Here is a 17,910-nt window from a genome sequence, read left to right as displayed (position 1 = left end):
TTTGATGTATTTAAAAGACGATTTCATCTCACTTTTAAAAAATGTCGCCTTCTCCTTAAAAGCTTTATATTGTATGATGAACTCAAAAAACATCACTTATTCTGCTACTCAAAAATGGACTTTAGTTACTACCATCTTAGCATCAAGTCTAGTCTTCATAGATGGAGCTGCGTTAAATGTGGCTTTGCCTGTTTTGCAAAAAGATTTAGGACTCAATGGTACCCAATTATTATGGGTAATAAATGGGTATTCTTTATTTCTTTCGGCATTATTGATGGTAGGCGGATCTTTGGGAGATTTGTATGGAAGAAATAAGATATTTTTAATGGGACTTGTCTTATTTTCCCTTTCTTCATTAGTCTGTGGAATTTCTACATCTGCGATGCAATTACTTGTTGCTAGAGGATTTCAAGGTATTGGCGGAGCACTATTGACGCCAGGGAGTTTAGCCATTTTATCAGCACATTTTGACAATGAAAGTAGAGGAAAAGCTATAGGATTATGGTCGACATTTAGTGCTTTGATGGGACTAGTAGGACCAATATTAGGAGGTTGGTTGGCAGGAATGGGATGGTGGAGAGTGATCTTCTTTTTAAATGTTCCTTTATCTATTTTTGTATTTTTTGCTATGCTATTAAAAGTACCGGAGACTAAAAATGAGGAGGCAAAACAATTGGATATTCCAGGGGCAATATTAGTGACGATTGGTTTAGCTGGAATCACTTTTGGATTTACTGAATCTTCTCAATTTGGCTATAAGGACCCAATTATATTAGGAAGTATTCTAATTGGTATTATTGGATTAATAGGTTTTGTCATCGTACAGCAAAAAAGTAAATATCCTATGATGCCTCTTTCATTGTTTTCATCCAAGACTTTCTCAGGAGGAAATTTGCTGACTTTGTTTGTGTATGCAGCTATGGGTGGAGCAATGTTTTTTATTCCATTAAACCTAATACAAATACAAGGATATAGTGAAATAGGAGCAGGAGCCGCCATGCTACCACTTATTATTTGCATTGCGACGATTTCTCCAATGATGGGGAAATATGTAGATCAAAAAGGTTTTCGAATGCCACTTATGATAGGTCCTTTTTTGACAGCTATTGGCTATATAATCTTTTCTAGAATGGGAATTACAGAAGGACCCTCTGATTATTTTACTACCTTTTTTATTCCATTTTTAGTGATAGGGATAGGAATGGGAATTACGGTTGCACCATTGACTACTGCAATAATGGGTGCTGTACCAGAACAAAATATAGGTGTGGGATCAGGTATTAATAATACTGTTGCAAGAGCGGCAAGTGTATTGGCTATTGCATTAATCGGTTCCTATGCATTGTTATCTTTTAATGCATCAGTAAAGGAGCAAATAATTGAAAAAACTGAATTTTCAGAAATTCAAAAAGAGGAAATTATCGAGGAGGCTATAAACTTTTCAGCAGCAAAACCACCGAAATCTTTAACAGAAGAACAGAAAGTTCAAATACAAGGTATTTATCGAAACGCATTTATCAGATCTTTTAATGAAGTAGTACTATTGGCAGCAATAATGACAGTTCTAACGTGTTTTGTTACCTATTTTATGATAGGAAAAGAGACGTCTTGATAACGCCTCTTTTATATAACTTGACACTTTTTATATTATGCTTGGGAAGGAGATAAAGTTTCTTCTTCCACTTCTTGAACTTTCATTCTGAAGAAATATGACGCAGCAACAAGGCATAAACCAATTAAGGCACCAAATTGTTCGCCATCACTGATATTTACGTGAGCTCCAAACGCAAGAATTAAATCAAAAGTAAATCCAGCATAAGCCCATTCTGTTACTCTTTTGAATTTATCACTCCAAATAGCAATTAAACCTAAATATTTAGCAGCTGCTAAAGGATATATAATGAATGTAGGGAAACCTAGTTTTAAGAAAATCTCCGATACCATTTCATGCTGAACTAAATACATTGTAGCACTGAAAAGCATTAATAATGTAAATAAACCAGTAGCGATGCGGAAAAAAAGTTTTGCTTTCATAATGATTAAAAGAGTTTAAGTAATTGTAGTGTATATATTTTACATGGAAAATAAAATTTCTTTAAAAAAAGTCCTCTTTAGAAGACTTGGTAATTCAAATGTATTAAAAATATTTTACATGGAAACTATTTACATGATTTTTTTATTAACTTTGAAAAGAAAATTTAAAGAGAGACCTTATGCTTAAGATTGACGATATAGTAAAAACTAGATTTACCGATGAGAGACATCGCTTTATCACCAATATGATATATACTGCAAATTGGATTCAAAATAATTTTATAGAGTTCTTAAAACCTTTTGATCTTTCTCCTCAACAGTTTAATGTATTAAGAATCCTGAGAGGAGGAAAAGAGAAGTGGAGAACAATGAATGAAATCAAAAGTTTGATGATTGATAAAGCACCAAATGCAACAAGATTGTCAGATAAGCTTTTGGATAAAGGATTGGTGGACCGTAAAAGAAGTGAAGAGGATCGCCGTATTGTTTATCTTTCTATTACTAAAAAGGGCTTAACTTTATTAAAAGAAATTGATGAACATTCAGAAAAAGAAGAGCTAAATAAATACAATCTTATCTCAGAGGAAGAAGCAAAAATCTGTAGCCAGGTGATTGATAAACTGAGAGGTGTAGAAGAAAAATAATCGGATTACAAAATTATTTTCATTTACATTTAATAAGAATTAATTGAGAACCTACTTTTAAATATAGGCGTTATAGAAGTAACAATTTTAACTCTATAACTCAAATTTATATTTCAATGAAAAAGTTGCTATCTATCTTCATCGTTTCAATTTTGACAATTGTATCTGTATTTGCAGGTGGTATTGAAGGAAACTGGGATACTAAAAATTACGGTACTGTGGTTTCTATCAAAAAGATTGATGGCAAATTACAAGGTGTTGTAAAATCATCAGGTAATGAAAAGGCAAAAGAAGGAATGCAGATCATTAGAAATCTAAAGGCTACTGATGAGGGATATGAAGGAGAGATTTATTCTATTAAAAGAGGAAAATGGATGGATGCAGAATTCACAAGAAAAGATAATATCTTGGAGGTGGAAGTAACTGTAGGCTTCATCAGTAAAACAGTAGAATGGGAAAAGAAATAGTTGACCCTATATATTTAATAAACCGGAATGTACATTGAGTATGTTCCGGTTTTTTTATGTTTAAATTATTACTCTACCAAGATAACATTAGCAGAATTTTTATAGAACTTTTACTATAGTCATCTATTTTTTATTTTGTAATAACACAACAGTTTTTAGCAATGGATATTACTTTTGAAAAAGATAGAGGAAATTCAAAGTATATAAATTTTTTACAATAAAAAAGTTTGGTGGTGAAATAACTCAAAACCATACATTAGAAGTAGATAATGAGTTTTTTAATGGTAGATCTCTTGCCTAAAAAAGATGATGATAATTTTCGTGTAGTTGCACACAATCATGATATTAAAAAAGATCATGTTCTTAATATACATACTGACGATAAATTTGAGTTTATCATAAGTTGCTTTATTAAAAATGTGACATATTGTTCAAAAGATAAAGAATTACCTTTAAATCTTCCCAATGGATTTATGATTATCAAAGATCCAAGTAATGTTATCATTACAAACAAAAAAGGAAATAAAAGACAAGTTGTCCATTTCTATTTAAATAGAAGTATCTTAAAAGAAAGCTTTCAAAAATTAATAGATGATATTGATTCAGTAGCTTTTTTTTACAGGAAATCTTCATATAATCCAATGGAGAAATTCGTTTGAAGACGAATCTAGGTTTAGTATAGATGAAGATTATCAAGAGGAATGGTATAGAATTAAATTACGTGAGCTGACCATAATAATTAAGAACACATTAAGGCAATTTATTGATAATCAGTCGCAAACTTTATTTCCTGAATATGAAGTTGAAATAGCCATAAAAGTCAGAGAAAATATTTTGGCAAATATTCGAGAAAAACCTTCCTTAAACAAATTAGCTACAGAAAGTGGAATAAATTCAAATAAATTGACACTTATTTTTAAAGAACTTTTCGGAACAACTATTTATAAATTTTATAAAGAAAATAGACTGATAAAAGTGAAAAAGGAAATATTAGAAACAAATAAATCCTTAGCAGAAATAGCCTATGATTTCGGATTTACTGATATTAATCACATGTCAAAAAGTATTATTGAAAAATTTGGAATGTCCCCTACAGATATTCGTAAGGAAACAGATTAAAATTCTATTAAAAAATTACTAAATTACTAGAAACAAACTATTCCATTGAAATGAATATTCAAGATATAAAGAACTTACCTTCTCAAAAAGGGCGTATTGCTATTGTGACCGGCGCAAATGTTGGATTAGGTTTAGAAACCGCTCGATTTTTTGCATTAAAAGATATGAAAGTAATATTGGCTTGCCGTAATCTACAGAAAGCAAAAATTGCAGCCGAAAATATTCGAACTATCGTTCCTAATGCTGATTTAGAAATCATGGAATTAGATCTAAATTCACTAGATTCCGTTCGATTATTCGCATATAATTATACTGAAAATCATGATCGATTAGATATTCTAGTTAATAATGCCGGTATCATGGTTCCTCCTTTACAAAAGACAAAAGAAGGTTTTGAAAGTCAAATGGGTGTCAATTATTTTGCTCATTTTTTATTGACAGGTTTATTATTACCGATGTTGGAAAAAACAAAAGGGTCAAGAATTGTTGCTTTAGGAAGTATGGCACACAAAGGAGGGAAATTGACTTTTGATAATCTCAATGCAGAAAAAGGGTATTCTAAAATGAAAGCCTATAGTATGAGTAAGTTGGCTTGTATTATGTTCGCTTATGAATTACAACGAAGACTTACTGCTAATAATTATCAAACAATAGCTGTTGCAGCACATCCAGGTGGATCTATGACAAATCTAGGTCAACACCTACCCAAAATTGCCATGACTATTGTGGAAAATCTATTTTTTGGATTATTCAATACAGCACAGCAAGGAGCTTTGCCAACAGTTTATGCTGCTTTAGGTGAGGATATTAAAGGTGGGGACTATACTGGACCAAGTGGTTTTAGGGAAGTAAAAGGAAATAATGCAATCAAGGTAAAATCGACAAAATATTCACATAGAGAAGATTTAGCTAAACTTTTATGGGATGCTTCAGAAAGATTGACAAGCTTTAACTACTCTTTTTAAGTTAATTTTATACTTTTGCAATCCTTTTCTTTGAAATCGACTTTGACTGTTGATAACTTTTTGAAAATTCACATCCGTAATCTCCGAATTGATAAAAGTTGTTCACATCATGGTTGATTTCGAGTTAAGGAAATAGTTTTAAGGATAAAATTAAAGGAGGTTTTCAACAAATTATTCACTATCCACAATGAGTGTGAATAAATAATGTGTGAAAACCTCCTTTTTCCAATTTATAAATTAAATGCTGTGAATAAGATTTAGTTTAAGTTGGGTTGTGGTGTCATTCTTAAATAAGGCTTCACTTCAGTGTAACCTTTCGGGAAGATAGCAGGAATATCCTCTGTTTTTACAACAGGTACAACCACACAATCATCTCCATTTTCCCAATTAGCAGGTGTAGCTACTTTATGATAAGCTGTCAATTGTAATGAATCAATAACACGTAGTAATTCATCGAAATTTCTTCCTGTTGAAGCAGGATACGTAATGATCAATTTTACTTTTTTATCATTACCAATTACAAAAACAGAACGAACTGTCAATTTGCTATCAGCATTTGGATGGATCATATCATATAATTCTGAAACTTTACGGTCTTCATCTGCAATGATGGGGAAGTTTACCGTAGTATTTTGTGTTTCATTGATATCATTAATCCAACCTTTGTGAGATGCAAGACCATCAACACTAAGCGCTGCTACCTTTACATTTCTCTTGTCGAATTCATCTTTGTATTTGGCTACAGTACCTAATTCTGTAGTACAAACTGGTGTATAATCGGCAGGGTGAGAAAATAAAATTCCCCATCCGTCACCTAACCATTCATGAAAATTAATTTCTCCTTCTGTTGTTTGAGCCGTGAAGTTTGGTGCAACATCACCTAAACGAATAGTTGACATAGTTAAAATAGTTTTAAGGTTGATAAAAGACCCAATTGGGTATGTTAGAAATAGTTGGACTTATATTTCAAAAGCAAGTTATTACATTTTTTTGGTTTTGCAAATACTAATGTTGTTTAAACAAATAAAAAGGAAAGGCATATTATAATACCTTTCCTCTTTTTTAGAATTATTTATTTGAATTTCCATATCCTGGATCAACTACAGGATTAGTGTAACCTGGATCTATGGGTTCGAATTCAGACTCTTCAGAAGTACCGTTACAAGAAAATAAAATAACTCCTAAACCAATTGTAATCAATAACCTTTTCATCTTTTTATCATTTAATGTGACATCGTTTATTTTTTGAATTTTCATATTACAAATGTCATGGATTAGCATGTAAAAAGGTTGAATATTTTAGGGAAATAGTTGAATCAATCTAGTAATATATAAGCTTTAAATGTTAATGAAATAAGGTAAAATGCACTTTAAAATATAATTTATATAATAATGTATATAACTAATTTAATGAAGTGTTTTAAAAATAACGATTTGATTTGATAATGTTATTTTTAAAACTTTACATTTGCAACACAATGAAAATTTATTCACTTATAAACACAACTACTAACCGCATTAAAAACATATGAACAACAAGCTCTCGCTTCAAAATCAATCTCAATAGGATGGTATAATCTGTCGTCCTTTCTCAAAGAAATTATTAATTACTGTACTTTAAAATTCAACATTTACATTTCATTTCACATACGATTTTCCGTTACTATTATTTCTACTATGGAATACAACCGTCACCATAGCTAGTTAATGGGAGTATTTTGCCTTATTTCGTTCATTAAAAGGATAAACTTTGGCGATAGAGTTTATCGAATAGTTTTACAAATATTGTATTACAATTTTATTAAGAGGAAGTTACTTGATAATTAAGTCTTGCCCAAAACTAGCATTTCTCAATGTTATAGAAATCAATACAAACAACATCTTTTAGGTGTTGTTTTTGTGTTTTATAGAAAAAGGCATCTTTATGAAAAAGATACCTTTTCATGTGTTCATAATTTGCTTTAATGGAGACCAGCTGTGAAAAAATATTTTATAGTCACGTGTACATAAAATAGTCCATTAAAGCACTCTTCATGGTAAAGAAAAAAATTAGTCAATAATACTCTTAATTGATGATACAAATATAATTTAATTGTGACAGATAAAATACAGTAGTGTACTATTGACGTTTAAATTGAACTATTTTAAGATGTAACAATGTTGTAACATTTTTTACATCAGTTACTTATAATATTCATGATGACAACGATTAGTTTATACTATTTAAGAGTAAGTAAGATTTTTAGGGTTCTTTAGGAAATACCTTTTTATGCCAATTAATACTGAATACAGTACCGATATAGGAGGAAGTATGATAATTTGATTTAAAAAAGACATAATACCTTTGAAGAAATCGTGTGGAATAAATCTTTTCCCATATTTTTGTGATTATTTTTGGGCCTCCTGTCTATTTTTAATAAAAAGATTGTTAGATATATACAGAGGTATTAAAGAGTTATTAAGAATAAGAAGTAACTTTGTCATATGGACAAGATGGAAAATATTCGCAACTTTTCAATCATCGCTCACATTGACCATGGTAAGAGTACTTTAGCAGACCGTCTGTTAGAATCTACTCAAACTGTTGCTCAACGTGACATGCAGAGTCAGTTGCTAGACAATATGGATTTAGAGCGTGAACGTGGTATTACAATCAAGTCGCACGCTATTCAAATGAACTACCTTCAAGATGGAGAGGAGTATGTATTGAACCTAATTGATACTCCTGGTCACGTGGATTTCTCTTACGAAGTATCAAGATCAATTGCAGCCTGTGAAGGTGCATTATTGATTGTAGATGCATCACAAGGTATTGAAGCACAAACAATCTCTAATCTATACTTAGCAATGGAGCACGATTTAGAAATCATTCCTGTAATGAACAAAATCGATCTTCCTCATGCTAACCCTGAAGTAGTTGCGGATCAAATCATGGATCTATTAGGTTGTGAAAGAGAAGACATCGTTGAGGCTTCTGGTAAAACAGGTCTTGGTGTGGATAAAATCTTAGAAGCAATTGTAGATAGAATTCCTGCTCCTGAAGGAGATCCAAAAGAGCCTTTACAAGCCTTGATCTTTGACTCAGTATATAATTCATTCCGTGGTGTAGAAGTATACTACAGAATTTTAAATGGTACTATAAAGAAAGGTGACCTTGTAAAATTCGTCAACACAGGAAAAGAATATAAAGCAGATGAAATTGGTGTACTTAAATTAGATCAAGAGTCTAGAAAGTCAATTTCAGCTGGTAACGTAGGTTACATTATTTCTGGTATCAAGGAAGCAAAAGAGGTAAAAGTAGGTGATACAATTACTTTAACAGAACGTCCTTGTGAAGAAGCGATCCAAGGTTTCGAAGATGTAAAACCAATGGTATTCGCAGGTATTTATCCTGTTGATACAACGGAATATGAAGATCTTCGTGCTTCTTTAGAGAAATTACAGTTGAACGATGCCTCTTTAGTATGGGAGCCTGAAACGTCAATCGCTTTAGGTTTTGGTTTCCGTTGTGGTTTCTTAGGTATGCTTCACTTGGAAATTGTACAGGAACGTTTGGAAAGAGAATTCAACATGACAGTAATTACTACTGCTCCTTCCGTACAATACCACGCTTACTTGAACAATGCAGATAAAGATGAAGTAATTGTAAATGCTCCTTCGGATATGCCTGACCCAAGTAAGTTAGACAGAATTGAAGAGCCTTACATCAAAGCAAATATCATCTCTAAAGCAGAATACGTAGGACCAATCATGTCATTATGTATGGAAAAAAGAGGTGAGTTGAAAAATCAAGTTTATTTAACTACAGATAGAGTAGAGTTGATCTTTGAAATTCCTTTATCAGAAATTGTATTTGACTTCTTCGATAAGTTGAAAACAATCTCTAGAGGCTATGCTTCATTAGATTATGAATTAATCGGATTCAGACCTTCTAAATTAGTGAAGTTGGATATCCTATTAAACAATGATCCTGTGGATGCATTCTCAGCAATTGTACACAGAGATGGTGCGTATGATAGAGGTAAGAAGATTTGTGAAAAACTACGTGAGGTTATTAACCGTCAGCAATTCGAAATTCCAATTCAAGCAGCAATTGGTACTAAGATTATTGCAAGAGAGACAATCAAAGCACTTCGTAAGAACGTAATTGCAAAGTGTTATGGTGGTGATATTTCTCGTAAGCGTAAGCTATTAGAAAAGCAGAAAAAAGGTAAGAAACGTATGCGTCAGTTGGGTAACGTAGAAGTTACACAAGAGGCATTCATGTCTGTATTAAAAGTAGACTAGTCTTACAGAATAGTTATAATAAAAAGGTTGTCTTTCTATGGAGAGACAACCTTTTTTGTGGATTGTAAGTACTTTTTAGCGTAATTTTTTTAAGAAAGATACTCCATATTGAGTACGCACTCTTTCAAGTAGCCACTTGCGAGCTTCAATGTCTTCATTCCCACCAATAATTAAAAAGTAAAGCCAATCTTCAGTATGTAAATGACAAAAGCGATAAGTTCTACACATAGGTTTTTCTTCGTAATTATTTATGAAATAATAAACAGACATGTATAAAACTCCTTTTACCTCGTCTACACCATCATGAATAAGACTAAATTCAATTCTATCGACTTTAACTTCTCTATTTCCACTATCTTCTCGGGAAATAAAGTCAATAATTTTCATAAAATAGGTTTATGGATTAAAATAGGTAACTATAAGATAATGAATGTTTTACACTTTACCATATAAATAGAGAAATGAAATTTTAAAGTATAAAAGGTAGAAGATTGGATAGCACAAAGAGAAGTTATGAGGTATAAAATAATATTATTGATAACTTATTACTCTGGAGCAACAAGGTGAATTTCTTCTTGATTACTTTCTGTTGGAATAACATAGGTCTGATCAACAACAGCTATTTTCTCTTCTGTTAATTCAGGTGTTTCATGTACAATGAGGTTACCAATGACATTTTGGATGACACTTTCTTTTTGGTGTGGTTCTACTTTGAAGTCCATAGCTCCCGCTTGGTGAGAAATTCTTACAAATGCCGTATCTCTACCAGCTATATCAGCAGCCTCCCAATTATACTTTAGTGTAACTGTTCTTGGAGGAATAGAATTAACATCATTGATACAAGAGGCAAAACTTACTATGATGATGCTTACCCAAAAATATGACAATAGTGAATTCATGAAATTCATCTGTTAGGTTAAAAAGAATTTTCTTGCTCAAGAGACAACTCAAAAGTTTAGAAAGACGATAAAATGTTAGAAGAAGTTTAGATATCAACATTATTTAAGACTTTTAGCCGAAATAAATTACATTTGCAGGATGGAATCTAAAAGTATTACAGAGAGTAGGGCAACACAGATTGTTTTACGCTTAATCGTCATCAGTTCTGTGGTCAGAGGGATCATTGGTGGTACCATGGAATTTAGCAATGATGAGGTATATTATTGGACGTATGCTTTATATCCTGAATGGAGTCACTTTGATCATCCTCCGATGGTAGGGTGGGTCATTCAGTTATTTACGTTAAACCTAAACTTACCTTACGAATTTTTTATGAGGCTTGGTGGTGTTGTATTCGCAGGAATCAATACTTTTCTAGCTTTCAAAATTACTTCTAAACTAAAAGATCATGTGGCAGGGATCTATGCAGCATTTTTGTATACCTCTTCCATTTATGCATCAATTTTAGCAGGAATTTTTATTATACCGGATACTCCTCAAACACTATTTTGGATGCTGAGTATCTACTTTTTGATAGATTCACTTCCAGTGGCTAAAATTGATAACAAAGCAAGAATTAATTTAGTGTTAGCAGGGGTGATGATTGGCTTAGCAGGCTTGTCAAAATACCACGCGGCTTTTATTGGGCTTGGTGTAGCATTATATGTTCTGATTTGTGACCGTAGGTGGTTTAAAGATTGGAGTTTATGGGCAGCTGGTGTAGTAGCCGTGTTATGTTTATTCCCGGTTTTATATTGGAATTATGCGAATGACTTTATTAGTTTTACTTTCCATTCTGATCGTGTAACTCCTCAATTAGAAGTACGATTGGATTATTTCTTTACAGAAGTAGGGGGTCAAATTGCATATAATAATCCTTGGAACTGGTATTTGATTATAGCAGCTATGATTGGAATTGCTAAGGGTAGAAAAGTAATGGATAAAAAAGCATTACAAGTACTATTATTCAATGGTCTACCTTTAATAGCTGTATTCACTTCTTTTGCTATTTTTAGAAGAACTTTACCACATTGGACAGGACCTGGATACTTGCCTTTGATTATCATCACTGCAGCTTATTGGAGAGATAAATTAATTGATTCAAAAGCAAAAAATGCTTGGAGATTATGGAAGCCTAGACGTATTGTAGGATCAACTACATTTTTAACGATTGTATTAGCTTTGGCTTATTGGTTGATTAATTTCAGTCCTATTAATTTGGGGAAAACAAATGAAAAAGACCCCACTAATTTTGGGGAATATGATTTTACTCAAGATATGTATGGTTGGAGACAAATCAATGAAAAGCTAAAGCCTATTTTAGCCAAAGATGTAGAAGATGGTTTGATGAAACCTAATGCTAAATTTGTTGGTTTTGAATGGTTTCCAGGTACGCATATTGACTTTTATATAGCTTATCCAAATGAACATCCAATGATAATGATGGGTAATTGGGATGCCATTCATAAGTATGCTTGGATTAATGAAATAAGAGGAGGTCTTGCTGAAGGTGAAGATGTATACTTTGTCAATGTCTCCAATTGGAGTAGAGATGTCAATAAGCAATTTGATAAATATTTCAATACAATCGAAGAAGCAGGGAGAGTAGAAGTAACACGTGCAGGAAAATTAATGCGTTACGCTTATTTATATAGATTAAGAGGATATAAAGGCAATTTTGATTTCCCTGATCCGAATGAGAAAAAACATAAACTAAAATAATTATGGAACCTTTTGGTTGGGAAAGAGAACTCTTTTTATATCTCAATAGTCATCATAATGAAACTTCCGACGCATTCTTCTGGTGGCTTACAACAGCTGTCAATTCATGGCCACTCTATGTTTTCTTAGTTGGTTTTATGTTTTGGAAATGTGGATGGAAGCAATCTTTATTTTGGTTAGTAGGTTTAGGGATTGCGATTGGTTTAGCTGATGTTATCGCATCACAGATATTTAAGCCTTTAGTCAATAGACCAAGACCTTCGCATGATCCAGCTCTAGCAGGAATGGTGCATAACCTTCATGGTTATAAAGGTGGACCTCTAGGATTTGTATCATCACATGCTTCAACTTCTATGGCTATTGCATTGTTCTTCTTTCTAGAATGGCATAAGAGATGGAAATGGACTTGGGTCTTGTTTATTTGGACAGCCTTGTATTCTTATAGCAGAATTGCTGTTGGAGTTCATTTTGTTGGAGATATATTAGGAGGTTGGTTAGTCGGAATAATAGCCGTTTACCTTGCTAGAAAGATTATTTATTGGGTCGATAATAAATATAATCTTCTCGAAAAGAAATAATGATAATAGAAAAACAGACTTCATGACGTAATAATTGGAGTCTGTTTTTTATTGTTTTTATATTTATAATCAGTTACTTACAAATATGGAGTGTATTAATGTAGTATTAGGAATGTAATAATGTGGCGGCATTTTTTTGAGAAATAATTCTGAATCTTGCACCTTTAAATCATTGAAAATAAGAATGTGCTTTAAACTAAAATATAATTGAAGACTGAGTTAGAACAATTCTCAAAAAAGTGAACAGTAAACTTTAGAACTAGAAACAAAACCAATTACTACAACTTACAACAATCTTTGAACTAACTGGATCAAAACAAAAAAAGGTCAGAAATAAGACGTTATTTCTGACCTTTTTTATATGTTAAACCTTAATTTAATAAGGAGTGATATCTAGATAGGTAATATTATGGATGACTTGCTTTTGAGGTTCATCATTTTCTCTTTCAATCATTGAGATTGAAGTTGGATAAGTATTTTCATTGAAGATAATTCTATAATCAATACTGATATCATTCATTGTTTCTGTGCTGACCAAATTAGCTTTATTATTAGAGGTAGTGATATACTTTGTCAGTTTAAATTCATCCATTTCATAAAGAATAAATAAGGTTTGGGCTGTTACTGCAGAGGTAAATAGTGAGTTCCCATAAGGGCTATATATAAAATTAGAAATAGAAAGAGGTGTACCTGTAGTTGTATCACCAGTACCCTCAAATACACGATTTACAGAAACATCTCCATCTTCATATGTAAAATATTCAATTGTATTTCGTTCGTAATTTATGATACTGTAAATCTGCCCTGTATTATGTAATGTCACTTTTACAAAAGGCACTTCGTCATGTGTGATATTAATAATCGAACCATCGTATGAAAATTCATATACACCTGTTCTGGTTTGATCCGAATTTAATATATCAATAGAAGTAATATTGAATTCTTCGTCATAGTTAAAAACCATGTGTGTACTAATCTGTTCATTGAGTTTAGTGATGATATGATTTAAATGTTGATTACTGTATGAAAAAAACATTGATTCAGGATCAGAAATAGTAGGCTCATACAAGTTGTATTGAAAATCTATTTGTATTGGAATTAATTCGACTTGAATATCAATATCAGGTGTTTCTTCTTCGTTGATAAATCGACAAGAGGTTCCTAATAATAATATCAAGTAAATTAATTTATACTTTTGGTTGATGTATGCTATCATATATTTCTAATTCTTTGAGGATAAGCCCTCCTGCCGTAAGACTAAGAATAGGTGAAAAAATTCCTCCTATAATAGGGACAAGTGACAAAAGGCTACCGCCAAAACCAATACTAATTGCAATTGATTTATTTTGACGTATAAACTTTTTACTGTTATCTACAGAAACACTCCAATTCTCAAAAAAGTTGTCCATTATATCAAATCCACTATAATAACTACTGATAATTAAATTAATAAATAAAAAAATTGGCCCTAAGAATGGAATAAAAGTAAAAGGAAGAAGTACCAATGTAAAAAAGATACTTTTTAATGCATTTGGTAATGTAATGTGCCAAGCCATCTTAAATAGTCGACCCAAATTTAGGTTACTTTCGGCATCATGTTCAAACAAAATGACGTTGATTCTTTCCGTTAAACGATCAAGAATTGGAAAACTAAGTAAATTCATTAATGGTCCAAATAATAATAAACTGGCAATTAATACAGGCAATTCAATCATCAAAAATAAAACCCAATACAAAGTACCTGAGGACTCGCCTTTTTCTGAAAAGGGAACATATTCTAATAAAGATTCGAATATTGAGGTGGTTTGTACATAGTCCATAATAGAATGACTTACATAAAAGCCACTACCTAGAAGAACGACCGATAAAAAGAACCCAAATATGCCAATGTATATGAAATAAGACATTAATTGATTCTCCTTAATAAAGCGGAAAGCCTTAAGGTATTGTTGAAAACCTGTTTTGTAAATTCTGACAGTAGTTAGTTGATTCATTCCTTTATAGTTCGTTAAAAATTAGTCCTTCTACATCCTCAAGTTTTTCTTTGACCTGAGGAAAAAGACTATCTCTGACTAAAAATTCGATGTGACACAATTCATCAAAACTTTGGTTTCCAAAATCCAATTCATAGTTTTTGGCCACTTTCATCACATCATTCATTTCTGGATAAGCAAAAGTGATTTTGATTTTCCTTTGTACAAAAAGCTCTTCAATTTCACCATTTTCTAATGCATCTGCTGCAGAAGTTTTATAAGCGTGAATTAGTCCAGGTACACCCAATTTTGTACCTCCAAAGTAACGAATCACAACAATCAAGGTATCCGTAACATTAATTGAACGTAATTGTCCTAAAATAGGTAATCCTGCTGAGCCACTTGGTTCGCCATCATCATTGGCTCTAGTTTTACTTTTATCAGCACCGATAATATAGGCGTAGCACCAATGTCGAGCATCATAATACTCTTTTCTATATCCTTTTACAATGGCTTTTGCTTCTTCTTCTGAAGTCACATGATGAGCCAATGCAATAAATTTACTTCCTTTTTCTTTGTAGATACCTTCGCTGGTACCTTTGAGGGTTAAATAGGCGTCTTCCATTTATTCTGAAAAATGTTCTAAAACGTAATCAATAGCAGTCTGCATATCTTTAGATAAACGAGATTCCGTCCAAGGGTGTTTAGTTCCAAAGGTATGAGATGCACCTTCAATGGTTTTACAGATAGAATTTGGGTTGAGTTGATGCAAGAAATCCATAGCTTGTACAGGTACTGTTTCATCTGCATCGCCATGAATATGTAAGATAGGTTGTGTGACCGAAGGAAGTACTTTCATCATTGACAAACGAGCTTCATTGGCATAATAATCTTCTACTGCTTGATAGTAGAGCGGGAGTTCTTCACCATTTCTACCATTGACAACGTGTATCATGCCTTCTTTTTTCCAATGTTCAACAGTTTCTGCTGGGAAAGTATTCACTTGTGGGATTGAAGCTAAAGTAGCTACCTTTTTTATTCTAGCATCTTCAGCAGTTTTTAATAATACCACACCACCACCACGGCTATGTCCTAAAAGATATAATTTAGATAAATCGATTGTATTGATTGGACATTCTTCATTGTGCAACCAATCAATCAATACACCCAGGTCATCCAATTCTTTACTGAAGTTATTGTTACCAAAAGCTTCATGATCTGTCACTTCAAAAGGATGATCTACGGTAGTACCATCTGAACTAAAGTTTAATTTGACACAGCAATAGCCTTTTTCTGCAAATTGGTCTGCAATCATATTGAAAGCCCCCCAATCTTTGAACCCTTTGAAACCGTGAACTAAAATAACTGTTGGCTTTTTTGTATGATTGGCAATCCAACGTGCATCTGCGACAAATCGTTTGTTGTTGTGCTTGGAAGTAAGTACAAATTCTATCTTTTTCATATTCAAAAATAGGAAAATCTTAATGGGTAAAAAAGTTGTAAAGAAGATCTATTTATGTTTCGCTGAGGTTTAATGCGATACGAAATTGTTTTGCATTAAAATGTAGCTTAATTTGGAAGGAACAAACAACAAAAATGAATTGGTGATAATGAACAAAATACTAAAAGTACTACTACATTTTTTTACAGTAATATTCTTGACATTGACTACTCAAATTGGTGGAGTTATTTATTTGGTAAGTCTTATAATTATATCAGCTACAAAGCTAAAGGCATTTTACTATCGATTAGGAATCTTTATAGTTCTTTATTTGTTAAGTGTATTTGTTATAGTACCTCCTATCGCAAAGTGGCAGGGAAGAATACCTATTCAAAATACTGAAAACCTTTGTCCAACAAATTATATGACGATTCTTTTGAATAGAAATTATGTAGTTCCAGAGATGAATCAATTGTTACAAAATGCATCAAAAGAATTAGCTAAATCAGGAATCAAATTGAAATATCTTGATGCTAACTTTCCTTTTATCAATGGATTTCCTTTGCCTCCACATTTAAGTCATAATGATGGTCGAAAAGTTGATTTATCATTAATTTATGAAGATTCAAACCATAAAATAACGAACAAGAAAAAATCAATTAGCGGTTATGGAGTTTTTGCAAAAGTAAAAAATGGAGAAGTTAATCAACCTCAAAAGTGTCTTGACGAAGGATATTTTCAATATGACTATCCTCAATATTTTACTTTTGGAAGTATAAATAATGCATTAGAATTTTCTGAAAAAGGTACAAAAACATTGATGAATGTGATCTTGCAACAACCTCAATTAGGAAAAGTGTTTATTGAACCGCATCTTAAAAATAGATTGGGCTTAGCTAATCCAAAAATTAGATATCATGGATGTCGAGCCGTTCGTCATGATGATCATATTCATATTCAACTTTAAAAAATACAATTATGTTGTCACTTGGAACTGTACTCAAGAATCTAAATTGGGGAATAATCACAGTATTAATTAGTATTCCTTTGTTTACAATTGATAGAGTTCTTCTAATTTTTCTGCCAATTATTCATAATTTTATTATGTATTTAGCAGATAAAAATAGAATTGGATGGATTTATACCATATCAGCATTTGTTACTTTTTGCATTCTTTTTATAATTTTGTATATATCTGAACATACAAGGACTTGTATTTTTATAAATAATAAAGATTATTATAATTTATTATTCTCTACGCTATTTTATTCGATAATAATCAAAGACTTGCTAACTAAATCCTATACTAATAAAAATGAACAAAGAACTCAGAAAAGTCTGGAGTAAAAGATTTACTTTGGATTGGAAACTAATAATTCACAATGATATTTTTTAAATAAATATTACTTTCAATGTTTAAATCTATTTCTCCAAAGCCATCCAAAATAAACAAAATACTCTGGTTTTTTTCCATTGTAATTTCTTGTTATGCATTAGTTATTTTCTTCCCATGAGAAATTAATAAAATAACGTCTACGAAAGGAGAATTCTTTGATACAAAGCCTTTTTCTAGTCACGAATCTATCATTAACTATTTTAATAAACTTGAGCCTAATGAATTAAAAATTCATGAAAAAATTAGTGGAGTTTATGATATGATGTATCCTTTTATTTATACATATTCTATACTTTTTTTTATTTATTTTTTTGGAAATAGAAATAATAAATGGTTTTCCTATTT

At 31.8% G+C, this 17,910-nt stretch carries 19 protein-coding genes; 10 read left to right on the top strand and 9 right to left on the bottom strand.

Annotated features, from left to right (window positions below; translation table 11 throughout):
* The first annotated feature begins 73 nt into the window (after positions 1–73).
* Positions 74–1,612 carry an MFS transporter gene (locus ACXAHM_RS19650; RefSeq protein WP_474963582.1) on the top strand — a complete coding sequence of 513 codons (1,539 nt, stop codon included), beginning with the start codon at positions 74–76 and terminating at the stop codon, positions 1,610–1,612.
* A 35-nt stretch (positions 1,613–1,647) separates the two neighbouring features.
* Here the strand turns inward: ACXAHM_RS19650 and ACXAHM_RS19645 are convergent, their stop codons facing one another.
* Entirely contained in the window at positions 1,648–2,034 is a 387-nt protein-coding gene (locus tag ACXAHM_RS19645; protein WP_474963579.1) for a DoxX family protein, read from the bottom strand.
* 179 nt (positions 2,035–2,213) lie between these two features.
* On the opposite strand from ACXAHM_RS19645, the gene ACXAHM_RS19640 reads away from it, so the two are divergent.
* The 5 genes from ACXAHM_RS19640 to ACXAHM_RS19620 all read left to right on the top strand — a co-directional run bounded on the left by ACXAHM_RS19640 (position 2,214) and on the right by ACXAHM_RS19620 (position 5,229).
* Positions 2,214–2,678, top strand: coding sequence for a MarR family winged helix-turn-helix transcriptional regulator (locus ACXAHM_RS19640; protein ID WP_474963575.1), 465 nt, complete (start codon positions 2,214–2,216; stop codon positions 2,676–2,678).
* Positions 2,679–2,794: 116 nt separating this feature from the next.
* The gene (locus tag ACXAHM_RS19635; RefSeq protein WP_474963571.1) at positions 2,795–3,145 is read left to right on the top strand and encodes a DUF2147 domain-containing protein; all 351 of its coding nucleotides are present in this window, start codon (positions 2,795–2,797) and stop codon (positions 3,143–3,145) included.
* A gap of 269 nt (positions 3,146–3,414) precedes the next feature.
* Positions 3,415–3,804 (top strand): hypothetical protein, encoded by a 390-nt coding sequence (locus ACXAHM_RS19630; protein WP_474963567.1) that lies wholly within the window; start codon positions 3,415–3,417, stop codon positions 3,802–3,804.
* A 175-nt stretch (positions 3,805–3,979) separates the two neighbouring features.
* Positions 3,980–4,264 (top strand): helix-turn-helix domain-containing protein, encoded by a 285-nt coding sequence (locus tag ACXAHM_RS19625; protein WP_474963564.1) that lies wholly within the window; start codon positions 3,980–3,982, stop codon positions 4,262–4,264.
* A gap of 50 nt (positions 4,265–4,314) precedes the next feature.
* Entirely contained in the window at positions 4,315–5,229 is a 915-nt protein-coding gene (locus ACXAHM_RS19620; RefSeq protein WP_474963560.1) for an oxidoreductase, read from the top strand.
* Positions 5,230–5,486: 257 nt separating this feature from the next.
* Here ACXAHM_RS19620 and ACXAHM_RS19615 read toward each other — a convergent pair whose 3' ends face one another.
* Both ACXAHM_RS19615 and ACXAHM_RS19610 read right to left on the bottom strand, forming a co-directional pair.
* On the bottom strand, positions 5,487–6,128 hold the full coding sequence (locus tag ACXAHM_RS19615) for a peroxiredoxin (protein ID WP_474963556.1): 642 nt from the start codon (positions 6,126–6,128) through the stop codon (positions 5,487–5,489).
* Positions 6,129–6,297: 169 nt separating this feature from the next.
* Positions 6,298–6,441, bottom strand: coding sequence for a hypothetical protein (locus tag ACXAHM_RS19610; RefSeq protein ID WP_474963553.1), 144 nt, complete (start codon positions 6,439–6,441; stop codon positions 6,298–6,300).
* Between the two features lie 1,281 nt (positions 6,442–7,722).
* Here ACXAHM_RS19610 and lepA point away from each other — a divergent pair.
* Positions 7,723–9,516, top strand: a complete 1,794-nt coding sequence (gene lepA / locus ACXAHM_RS19605; RefSeq protein ID WP_474963551.1) for a translation elongation factor 4 — start codon at positions 7,723–7,725, stop codon at positions 9,514–9,516.
* 75 nt (positions 9,517–9,591) lie between these two features.
* On the opposite strand, the gene ACXAHM_RS19600 is transcribed toward lepA, so the two are convergent.
* Entirely contained in the window at positions 9,592–9,903 is a 312-nt protein-coding gene (locus ACXAHM_RS19600; protein ID WP_474963549.1) for a hypothetical protein, read from the bottom strand.
* 158 nt (positions 9,904–10,061) lie between these two features.
* Positions 10,062–10,415, bottom strand: coding sequence for a hypothetical protein (locus tag ACXAHM_RS19595; protein ID WP_474963547.1), 354 nt, complete (start codon positions 10,413–10,415; stop codon positions 10,062–10,064).
* A 139-nt stretch (positions 10,416–10,554) separates the two neighbouring features.
* On the opposite strand from ACXAHM_RS19595, the gene ACXAHM_RS19590 reads away from it, so the two are divergent.
* Both ACXAHM_RS19590 and ACXAHM_RS19585 read left to right on the top strand, forming a co-directional pair.
* Positions 10,555–12,177 carry an ArnT family glycosyltransferase gene (locus ACXAHM_RS19590; RefSeq protein WP_474963545.1) on the top strand — a complete coding sequence of 541 codons (1,623 nt, stop codon included), beginning with the start codon at positions 10,555–10,557 and terminating at the stop codon, positions 12,175–12,177.
* Between the two features lie 2 nt (positions 12,178–12,179).
* The gene (locus ACXAHM_RS19585; RefSeq protein ID WP_474963543.1) at positions 12,180–12,755 is read left to right on the top strand and encodes a phosphatase PAP2 family protein; all 576 of its coding nucleotides are present in this window, start codon (positions 12,180–12,182) and stop codon (positions 12,753–12,755) included.
* Between the two features lie 376 nt (positions 12,756–13,131).
* Here the strand turns inward: ACXAHM_RS19585 and ACXAHM_RS19580 are convergent, their stop codons facing one another.
* The 4 genes from ACXAHM_RS19580 to ACXAHM_RS19565 are packed head-to-tail and all read right to left on the bottom strand — an operon-like array spanning position 13,132 to position 16,190.
* Complete coding sequence (locus ACXAHM_RS19580) at positions 13,132–13,971, bottom strand: hypothetical protein (RefSeq protein WP_474963541.1); 840 nt, start codon at positions 13,969–13,971, stop codon at positions 13,132–13,134.
* On the bottom strand, positions 13,943–14,749 hold the full coding sequence (locus ACXAHM_RS19575) for an EI24 domain-containing protein (protein WP_474963537.1): 807 nt from the start codon (positions 14,747–14,749) through the stop codon (positions 13,943–13,945). Before ACXAHM_RS19575 ends, ACXAHM_RS19580 begins: the two co-directional genes overlap by 29 nt.
* A 4-nt stretch (positions 14,750–14,753) precedes the next feature.
* Positions 14,754–15,353, bottom strand: a complete 600-nt coding sequence (locus ACXAHM_RS19570) for an IMPACT family protein (protein WP_474963535.1) — start codon at positions 15,351–15,353, stop codon at positions 14,754–14,756.
* Positions 15,354–16,190, bottom strand: coding sequence for an alpha/beta hydrolase family protein (locus ACXAHM_RS19565; RefSeq protein ID WP_474963531.1), 837 nt, complete (start codon positions 16,188–16,190; stop codon positions 15,354–15,356).
* Between the two features lie 148 nt (positions 16,191–16,338).
* Here ACXAHM_RS19565 and ACXAHM_RS19560 point away from each other — a divergent pair, with 148 nt between their 5' ends.
* Complete coding sequence (locus ACXAHM_RS19560; RefSeq protein WP_474963527.1) at positions 16,339–17,136, top strand: hypothetical protein; 798 nt, start codon at positions 16,339–16,341, stop codon at positions 17,134–17,136.
* The last annotated feature ends 774 nt before the right edge of the window (positions 17,137–17,910 follow it).

This window comes from Flammeovirga sp. AWQ4_249 (genome assembly GCF_056161045.1).
The sequence above is the reverse complement of the archived record's forward strand: the minus strand, read 5'-3'. Positions and strand labels throughout refer to the sequence as shown.